The sequence below is a fragment of the Rickettsia endosymbiont of Culicoides newsteadi genome, assembly GCF_002259525.1.
In the GTDB taxonomy this organism is placed as follows: Bacteria; Pseudomonadota; Alphaproteobacteria; order Rickettsiales; family Rickettsiaceae; genus Tisiphia.
In genome coordinates this window covers 1-6,530 of the sequence record NZ_MWZE01000065.1, presented here as the reverse complement: position 1 = coordinate 6,530, position 6,530 = coordinate 1, and the positions used below count along the sequence as shown (strand labels likewise).

Sequence of the window (6,530 nt, the reverse complement as noted above, 5' to 3'; positions counted from 1 at the left end):
TCAACAGTACTTTGATGTTCCAATAGCAAAAAAATATAGCCATCCTGATCATTAAACTTAACAGAAAATAATACATCTGAAATAGTTTCAGAAAGGTCTGGCTCAATAAAACTATCTTTTTCTAATTTTACAGTTGTTCTATCGATTAAAGCCAACACATCTTTAGGCAAATGAGTTGCCAAAAACTCTTTAGCAACTATTGGATTCTCCATAGATTTGCGAAAAATTTCGTCATGTTTTGGCTTGTCTGAAGTCATAATAAAATTTGCTTATATAGCTAATCTAATAATTCATTACTTACTGTACTTTCAGTAATTCATTGATTTTAGTAATAGATAGTCCAGTAATTCTCGCTACTTCTTCAATAGAGCTACCATTGTTTATCATCATTTTTATTAATTTAGCTTCCGATTTGGATGCCTCCCTCTTTCCATACTTAAGCTATACTAGGCATAAGTCCATCCCCTTTTTCTTTAGCTAAACTAATTATAGGGCTTTGTAAGCCACGCATAAATTCTTCGGCGTTCAAGATTTTTCTTCCTTCTTGCTGTAATCTCTGGATGATCAAAGTACCTTTACCACAAGCTACCTCCAAAACACTATTATTAACTACGGTACCAGGTGGCAAATTAATATCCAAATCGTTATAATACGCTTCTAGAATCTTTATAATTTTACCTCTATATTCAAAATATACACCAGGCCAAGGATTCATACCTCGAATTTTACAATCTATTTTGTAGGCAGTCTCACACCAATCTATCTTCCCTTCTTCTTTCTTAAGTTTATGAGCATAAGTTACGCCATTCTTATCCTGGATAATTTTTGGTAAATTATCAATATTATCTAAGGTTTCAATCAATAAATCTGCTCCTATTTTTGCACATTGGTCATGCAAAATTGGTAAAGTTATTCTAGGAGAAAGTGACAATGAATGCTGCAATATAATATCACCAGTATCTAGCCCTTCATCCATCTGCATTATACATACAGAAGTTTCTAAATCACCTTCTATAATAGTACGCTGTAATGGAGCTGCCCCCCTATGACGCGGCAAACTTGACGGATGAATATTAAGACATCCATATTTTTTAGCTTGTAGGATAACTGTTGGTATTAAAAACCCATAAGCAACTACCACTATTATATCCGCCTCAATTGAATTAATTAAAAGGGTTATCTCTTCGGTTCTCAAGGTCTTAGGAGTATAAGTTGCAATATTATATTCTGATGCCAAGAGATGTACAGGCGATGCTACCTCATTTAGCCCTCTCCCTTTAGATTTTGCAGCTTGAGTAAATACGCCAACCACCTGGTGGTCGTTGTTGTTAATTAACTCCCTAAGAGCAGGCACGGCAAATTCTGGCGTACCCATAAAAATTACTTTCATAAATTATTATTTTTTAGCTTTTTTAATTTACGTAATGCTATATCCTTTTTTATATTACTCAAATAATCAACTAATAACTTACCGTCTAAATGATCCATCTCATGTTGAATAACCCTAGCAAGCCAACCATCAGCTTTTAATTCTTGCTGTATATTGTTATAGTCTAAGAACCTTATACTTATAGACTCAGACCTTGCTACTTCAACATGTTGCTCCGGTAAAGATAAACACCCTTCTAATGCTACAACTAACTCTTTAGATTTATCTATTATTTCTGGGTCTACAATAAATAACGGATAAAAACCCTCTGCTCTTTCTGTATCATCACTATTCTGTAAGTCAACCACTAATATACGCTTAACTATTCCAATCTGAATTGCTGCAAGTCCTACCCCATGATCATGATACATGGTTTCAACCATATCATCCATCAACTTTCTTATAGTATCATTGACTGTACCTACGGGCAAAGATTTTTGTTTTAATCTTGAATCCGGAGCAGTTACAATAGACAACACAGACATAATTTTTAAACCACCAAATTATTTATAGTAAATTTAGGAGAATTGGCTAGCAGAGGCAATAAAGCAACGCCTATAAGTAATAGGCGTCACTCGTCGCTCCCAGAAGACTAGCGACAATAACTAATTCAGCGTTATCCACCTTTAGCCCGCCCTACTCCTTTCCCTTGACTACTAATACGAAAAGCTTCACTTTTATTTTTGCTTAAAAAACCACTAAAATCTTCTTTCGTAAATTTAAACTCCGCAATATTCTTTGCTGGACTTTTTTCTGTATTCAATCTTTTATCTTGTTTTTTATCAATAGATAGTAATTGTATAAAATCTTCTTTAATTTTACTTGATGTTGTTGGAGAGTTTAAAGTCTTAATCAGCGATTCTAATGCCTTGGTATCATTTCTAACTTCTTTATTGCGGTTAGTTGCTGCAAGTATAACATAATCTTTTAAGGGACTCTTATTATCTTTTCCTTCCCAACGTTCTGAAGTACAAAAAGATAAAAGTGCCTCAGCTTTTGCTTGATGACTTCGAGTAGCATCACGATCTTGCCAACTTTTCTCAGTTGGCTTTGCCGGAATTATATGGTCTAACATTTTATGAGCAAATGTTTTATTCAAATTGTCATTATCATAAACCTCATAGACGCTTAGAAGGAATTTTTGCTGTTCAAAGTTTTTATCTACCCCCTTACCCAACTCGTAATTATCTAAATATTCCAACGTCTGAAAACGTCCTTTAATATGCAAGTAACCTGCATATTTCTGAGCATCATCAAAATCAAGAGTGGATATACCTTGAGTATCTAATGTCACCGTGTTTAATGCATTCTCACGTAAATTAGTAAGAGTAGCTTTATCAGTTTCCGTATATTTAAAATGCCCCCCAACTTGAGCCAGAGTTTTATATACTACATCCATTAAAAATTTTATTAGAGCACTTGGACTGTCAAAAGGCTTGGCACTATATATTGCCACATTTGTTGAAGCATCCATACCACTACCAAAAGCAAGAGCCAGTACCCTACCCTGTTTTTTTGCTAGAGCAACATTATCAAAACCATCTAATTCTTCGGCAGAATCCACTTTACTCTCATTTTCAGGAAAATATCCAATAGGTACATTGTCCCTATATCCCCCATCAACATATTCAACCCCATCAATTGTTGCCGGTTGGAAAACTATAGGAATTGAAGCAGAGGCACGACAAGCTAAAGCAATTTCAACATCAGGGCTATTTTCCGCACTAAAAATTTGCAACGTACCATTATCTCGCCTTACTGCAGTAATTAATAAATCTTTAAATTGCTCTGAGTCAACAAGTCTTAAAAGAGCTAAATCCTTAAAAAGGATTTTCCCACCAGCTTGGCATTTTTCCATTAATTCACTGAACTCTTTACCATTAGAGTCTATGATAGTTTGAATTTTATCAAATTGCTTATTTAGCTGTTGTTTTTGAAAATCCAATCCTTGAATATTCTCATTTATATCACTAATCTGTTGACTATTATCACCATGTTGTTGTTTTAATTGTTCAATCGAGTTTAAAAGCTCTTGCTTTTTTTGCTCTAACTTTTCTTGCTGTTGTACAATCCTATCACGACCTGACTGACAAAGCTCCCCAAAGTTCTTGCCCTTCAAAAAATTAAATACCCCTGTTCTGATTGTTTTATCTAAAAGACCATATAATGGGGTACCATCCTTGCCAATCTGCACCGGACCAGCTGAAAATCCTTGCGTACCAAGTAAACCTTTAAGGTTAGTCTCTTTTAAAATTTTCTCAAATTCTTCAGGGGGGATACCACAGGCAACCATCGCCGCACTTATCGCCCCAGCAGATGAGCCTGCAACCGCCTTAACCATTCCAACTGCTCCAGATTCTGCCAAGGCTGAATAAACACCGGAATATATTGCCCCCTTGGCTCCTCCACCACTAAATACCAAATACTCAAAAGTAGTTTTTTGCCTTTCCAGCATTTCTTCTATATTACCCATAAATTTTACTCAATATTTAATTTTACCACCTTACTCATGACATTTACAGATCATGTATATCTCGTCATTGTGCATAAGCATCATTGCGAGGAAGCCCTTAGATCGACGAAACAATCCATTTGGGTTACTTTTTTGGATTGCCACGCTCACATACGTTCGCTCGCAATGACGAGTTATAGGCTTATACGTCATTGCGAGGAGTACGGAAACCACAATTTTTCAGGGTAGCTATTGTCATCTTCTATGATAATCTTTCTGCCTGGTAAATTTAGTAGAAGATATGAATAATCCAGCTCCTATAACTAAAAATACTGAAACAGTAAAAATACTAGCTATCATAAAATGCCCGAACATTGCTAAAATTAGCGTAGTAATACAGACCATTATCATAAATATAACCGCACTAACTCTCCCTTTTTTTGTTATGTTTTCATAAACCTCAATACTTTTAATATCCATTTGCTGTCTATGCGTTTGTTCTTTCTCTGCCATAACAATTAATTTTGCCAAGGTGCCTGGATGAAGATTTTCATATTCTTCCATTAAATCTATAGGCGGCATAACATGCTCAAACTTCTTACGATAGAAGCTATTATCTTTTTCTCTAGGATTATTGTTAATTTTTGAATATCCTTTATTCAATCTATTATTACTAGCAAAGAAGCTTTTACTCTCTTTCATATTCTTTTTTTTATTTCTTGAAATGTTGAATTAATATATTTTTCTATTTTAACAAAATACTCAGACAAATCTGTCTCTGGCTTCTTTCTTATTGTTGTTTTAGATATTTTAAATATACTAAAAAAACCAGTTAGGAAATGCCTTACAAAATCTTTACTCATTTGGTTTTATTCATTTAATTTTCATATTTATTACGTCATTCCCGCCATTGCGAGACCATGTAATGGTCGTAGCAATCCACACTCATTAGATTGCCGCATCGCTACTAAAGTAGCTCCTCGCTAATAGACGATTAAATTCCTCTAAATCACTTTTATAAAATTATCATCAGGAATCAATGGCTCTCCTCTGAAATTTACTGCATTGTTGAATTTATTGCAACAAGTTATAAAGTTTTTATCACAACCTATAGTAAGATCAACAGTTTTATTACACTTCATACTATCAGGAATTAATTGATCCAATATAATTACATTTCCAGAATGACTAATTATCTTACTATAAAATTGACCATTAGCTAAAATAGCATCCCCATAATTAAAATAACCACTTTCTTTATCAATATCTGAAATGACTATAGTTCTGCCAAATATTTCCTGAATATTATATATCTGACTATAAACTGTTTTATCTATTTTGCATTTTAAATCTCCAAAATTAGCACGACATTTTTTACTAAAAGATTGCAGTAACGACTGATTATATCCCATATTTGGCTCTAAACGTAAAGTAAAATCTAAATCCCTTTTAGTATAAAGGCTACAGCAATAAGTAACAAAATGCTTATAAGAATCAGCACAACTAATATAAATTCTGACCATAGCCTGGATCAAATCATAATGTTGCTCTACTCCATTATTCTCAAAAACTCCTTCTAAGATAATGTAATTCTGTGCAGAATCATTAAAAACCCTTCCTTTAAAGTTATTCCAGAATTTGGCATAAATCTTATCCCATCAATTGATAAAGATTTATCAGATTCAGTAAGATACAACTCCAAACCGTCTTGTAGCGTGATATGGAAACAATAAGTAAAATTATGTACCGCTATGGAATTATCAATATATTCTGTCATATAACCTCCATTAACTCTATTTGCGATAATTCTATTGACCCATCAGAAGAATACGAATATTCAAAACTATCACTAGCAAATCGTACAGCTACATCAAAAGTAAAACTACCTGTCAAAATTTGCTCCCTATCTAATGGGTTTGGTAAAGTTATTAATCCAGTATTATAATCAAGCTGAACATCCAAATTTACACCATTAACATAAAATTCTTCGCTACCAGCTACCGGTTTATTAATTGTTCTAGCATAGGGTAAAATTGGGTCATCATATAATTTAATCAGTTGATATTGGGTTAATTTTCCATCGCCTTCAGCAATGAATTGCCTTGATACTTGATGATCAACATTATCTCTGAAGCGAAAAGAAAAACTCCCTCCCCTTCTTGCTCTGAAGAAAGAGCTAAATTGCTCAAATTCAAAACTACTCAGACGACAATTTTTAATCAAATATCTTTGTCTAGCATATTCTCTATCTAAATTTCTTACTTCTCTACCTGATAATGTCATAGCACAAGAAATAGCAAATTCCGGTTTACCAACAGCAAAAGTTTCAATAAATTCCGGCATACGTATATCATGAAAATTCATAATTCAATATCCCTTGCTTTACCCTGAACTCTTTCAAATAATTTCTCCTCATCATTATAGTCAATTAATAAGAAGTTGGTGACGTCGTTGCTCCTGCTAGCCAATTCTTCTGAATTAAATATAGCTTCTTGTAATTGCCATTTTTTCATAATCTACCTTTGATTTTATTAATTAATTAGCGTAGGCAGTCTCCTAACCTATATCATTCTATAGCAGCTAACATATAGGTTCATACAATAATTTTAACGTTCTACAACTTGCCTCAAATAAGGAATCTCCCCTATC

The 6,530-nt window shown here is 33.7% G+C and carries 10 protein-coding genes; all 10 read right to left on the bottom strand.

Annotated elements, in window-relative coordinates; translation table 11 throughout:
- Nucleotides 1–257: Rpn family recombination-promoting nuclease/putative transposase (locus RiCNE_RS05025; protein ID WP_192866938.1), on the bottom strand; the 257-nt coding region annotated here is incomplete at its 3' end.
- 179 nt (nt 258–436) lie between these two features.
- A complete protein-coding gene (gene fmt, locus RiCNE_RS05020; protein ID WP_094649506.1) occupies nt 437–1,390 on the bottom strand; it encodes a methionyl-tRNA formyltransferase in 954 nt (317 codons plus the stop codon).
- Nucleotides 1,387–1,914 (bottom strand): peptide deformylase, encoded by a 528-nt coding sequence (gene def / locus RiCNE_RS05015; protein ID WP_094649505.1) that lies wholly within the window; start codon nt 1,912–1,914, stop codon nt 1,387–1,389. The genes fmt and def overlap by 4 nt, the downstream gene beginning before the upstream one ends.
- A 131-nt stretch (nt 1,915–2,045) precedes the next feature.
- Complete coding sequence (locus tag RiCNE_RS05010) at nt 2,046–3,902, bottom strand: patatin-like phospholipase family protein (RefSeq protein WP_094649504.1); 1,857 nt, start codon at nt 3,900–3,902, stop codon at nt 2,046–2,048.
- 234 nt (nt 3,903–4,136) lie between these two features.
- A complete protein-coding gene (locus RiCNE_RS05005; protein WP_094649503.1) occupies nt 4,137–4,583 on the bottom strand; it encodes a DUF2335 domain-containing protein in 447 nt (148 codons plus the stop codon).
- On the bottom strand, nt 4,580–4,744 hold the full coding sequence (locus RiCNE_RS07555) for a hypothetical protein (RefSeq protein WP_157905689.1): 165 nt from the start codon (nt 4,742–4,744) through the stop codon (nt 4,580–4,582). The genes RiCNE_RS05005 and RiCNE_RS07555 overlap by 4 nt, the downstream gene beginning before the upstream one ends.
- Before the next feature lie 141 nt (nt 4,745–4,885).
- Complete coding sequence (locus RiCNE_RS05000) at nt 4,886–5,416, bottom strand: phage BR0599 family protein (protein ID WP_239832711.1); 531 nt, start codon at nt 5,414–5,416, stop codon at nt 4,886–4,888.
- Nucleotides 5,417–5,457: 41 nt separating this feature from the next.
- A complete protein-coding gene (locus RiCNE_RS04995) occupies nt 5,458–5,658 on the bottom strand; it encodes a baseplate hub domain-containing protein (RefSeq protein WP_094649502.1) in 201 nt (66 codons plus the stop codon).
- Nucleotides 5,655–6,245, bottom strand: coding sequence for a phage distal tail protein, Rcc01695 family (locus RiCNE_RS04990; protein WP_094649501.1), 591 nt, complete (start codon nt 6,243–6,245; stop codon nt 5,655–5,657). The genes RiCNE_RS04995 and RiCNE_RS04990 overlap by 4 nt, the downstream gene beginning before the upstream one ends.
- Nucleotides 6,242–6,394 (bottom strand): hypothetical protein, encoded by a 153-nt coding sequence (locus RiCNE_RS07550; RefSeq protein ID WP_157905688.1) that lies wholly within the window; start codon nt 6,392–6,394, stop codon nt 6,242–6,244. The genes RiCNE_RS04990 and RiCNE_RS07550 overlap by 4 nt, the downstream gene beginning before the upstream one ends.
- Nucleotides 6,395–6,530 lie beyond the last annotated feature (136 nt).